Raw genomic sequence first — 2581 nt, 5'->3', positions numbered from 1 at the left:
CTGCTCCCCTGCCCCCGCTCGCCTTGCCACCTTCACCGCCGTCCCCACTCGCGGAAACCTTCTGTGAAAGGGTCAGGTTTCCTGCGACGGAAATCTGAATGGCGCCCCCGCCTGCTCCGCCCTTACCGCCAGCGGCTGAAGCCGTTCCTCCGCCTCTCCCACCTGGGCAACCTCCCAAGAGCGGTTCGGGTACGGAGGGCCGAAGGGTACCTGCGCTTCCTTGGGGCTGACTGTTGTCGTAACCCTTGCCGCCAGTCGCGCCAGTGATGGCGCCGCCGCCGCCACCTCCTCCTCCGCCCGTATTCGTGCCGAAACTCCCCGCCAATCCCTGGGACGCGCCGCAGGCTGCGTTGGGATTCGTGATGTCGCCGGTAGCCAGGATGGACTGGTTGACGTTCGCGTCTCCATACACGGCCAGGATGACGGGGGAGGGCCCCTTGATGGTCAGATCTCCCTTCAGGTCCACGACGCGCACCGGAATGAGGAGTGCCGGTGGATTTCCGCCCGGCTGGGGAATCGAGATGATCTTGAGGGTCTCCGCGGAGGTGATTGCTCCCGCGGGAGTCCAGCTCGAATCGGTGGTGTCGAACGTCACGTTCGCATTGGTCCGCAGCTCCCCGATGTCCGCGGCCGCGATGCTGTTCGGATCGAAGTTGTAGGGCCGGTAGGGGAATGGGCTGCACGTGGCATCCGCCTGGCACACGCCGGGAACTCCACCTGGCGTGGTGCAGGCCCCGTTGAGGTCCACTTCGTACTCACATCCGGTGCTCGTCGTGCATTGCTGCTTCACGCGATGGCACGGAGGTGGGACGCAAGCGTTGGGGGTGCCCACGCAGGTCCCGTTCCCATCACATTGGTCCGCCGTGGTGCACGCCAGCGCGTCCTGACATGAGGTCGCGGCTGGAAGCGGAGTGAAGACACACTGGCCGTTGGCCGGGTTGCACGTCCCTGCGCTGGCCAGGCACTGCTCCGCGGTGGTGCACGTGCGCGCGGTGCCGACGCACTTCCCATCGGCCCCGCACGCATCCGTGTCCGTGCAGGGGTTCCCGTCGTCACACGTCTTGCCGGCCGTGGACTCCACGGCCTCGCAAATCCCGGAAGTAGGATTGCATGCTTGGCGCGCGTCGCAGACGCCCTTGGGCTGGGAGCACGTCGTCGTCTGCGAAGGCAGACATCTTGCCTCCAGGCCCGAACCCTCGCAGTGGTCCCCCAGGGTGCAGGCGTTGCCGTCGTCGCATGACTGGCCCGCGCAGTTCGCCTCCTGGCAGCCCACCAACTGGTTGCAGTCGAGGTCCACCCTGGAGCCGCAGGACTCCGTGGCATTCGGGTGCACGGCCGGATTCGAGTCGTCACAGTCGGGCCGCTCCGAACCGGGGGCCTCGGCGAAGTAGCCATCGCCGTCCGCGTCCGTCGCCCGCAGCGTCACGCTCCAGTCGGCGGAGGTTCCCGGGGCCACGTCCAGCGAGGGACTGTGGCGGACCTCCACGACCGTTCCCGCGCATTGCGTGCCGCTGACGGCGCTGAACGAAGTCACCGTGAGGTTCATCAGCCGGTTCCAGTCCGGCTTGCGAACCATGGCGAGCTGAAACTCCTTGTCCTGGAACTCACTGGAGGGGACGTCTGCCTTCGCCAGGTGGACGCCGTCTCCCACCTCCACGCGTACGCAGCGGGGCTCCTGGGAGACGTACTTCACCGTCACGCGAAGGACGCCCTCGGCGGGGTCCTTCATGCGGCAGGCGGAGAGCAGCACCATGCCGGTCAATAGGCAGAACAGACGCATGGTGCCGCACTGTACCTGTCAGCCCTCCGTTGCTGGAGTTCCAGGAGGAGTTGTGCGTCAGAGAGGCAGGCAGCCTCCTGTTGAGGCGGGGCTGATTACATATCCGTCTGCCTGGGTGCAGCTCTGGACGCTGCGCAGGTGGATGGAGCCCGCGGCGCCGCCACCACCGCCGCCACCGCCGTCACCCAACACGATCGTCGTTCCGTTACTTCCAGAGGTGGGGAGGCTTGAGGTGCCACCCGAGCCACCGTTGCCACCCGTGGTGGCCTCTCCCGCGCCGCCGTTGGCGCTGGTGTTACCGGTCTCGCTACCACTCGCGCCGTTCGCCCCAGCAATCGCGGCGCCGCTGCCGGCGCCAGCACCCTCTCCACCACCCCCGCCATTGGCGGTAAGCCGCGCATTGGCCGTCAGCTTCACCTGGAAGGCTTCCAGCACGATGCGGCCCCCGCTCCCTCCGCCGCCACCTCCCGCCGAATTGGCGGGTGTAGCGCTCGCCTTACCGCCCAAACCACCGCCGCCGCTCACGGAGAGCGTCTTTCCGACGGTCAGGGTCCTGGCGACCGAAATCTGGAAGGCGCCACCCCCCGCACCGCCAGGTCCGCCGGCCGCGTTGGCCGAGCCACCGCCAGGGCCCCCCGCGCATCCACCGAGGAGTGGCGTGAAGCCCGAGGGTTGCTGCAGGCCCGCGGCGCCCTTCGAGTTGCTGGCGTTGAAGCCATCTCCGCCACTCGCCCCAGCCGTCGCACCGCCAGCGCCGCCCCCACCGCCACCCTGTCCCCCGCTGAACGTCCCGGCCTGGCC

Annotated in this window: 1 protein-coding gene; it reads right to left on the bottom strand. The window is 68.2% G+C overall.

The features are described 5' to 3' along the window. Positions 1 to 1780, bottom strand: a 1780-nt coding sequence (locus tag D7W82_RS39245) for a putative metal-binding motif-containing protein (RefSeq protein WP_120623131.1), incomplete at its 3' end; no start/stop codon positions are given. Positions 1781 to 2581: the final 801 nt, after the last annotated feature.

Origin of the sequence: Corallococcus sp. CA049B, assembly GCF_003611685.1 — a bacterium.
Classification (GTDB): domain Bacteria; phylum Myxococcota; class Myxococcia; order Myxococcales; family Myxococcaceae; genus Corallococcus; species Corallococcus coralloides.
Note: the sequence above shows the minus strand (reverse complement) of the source record. Positions and strands in the feature narration are given on the sequence as shown.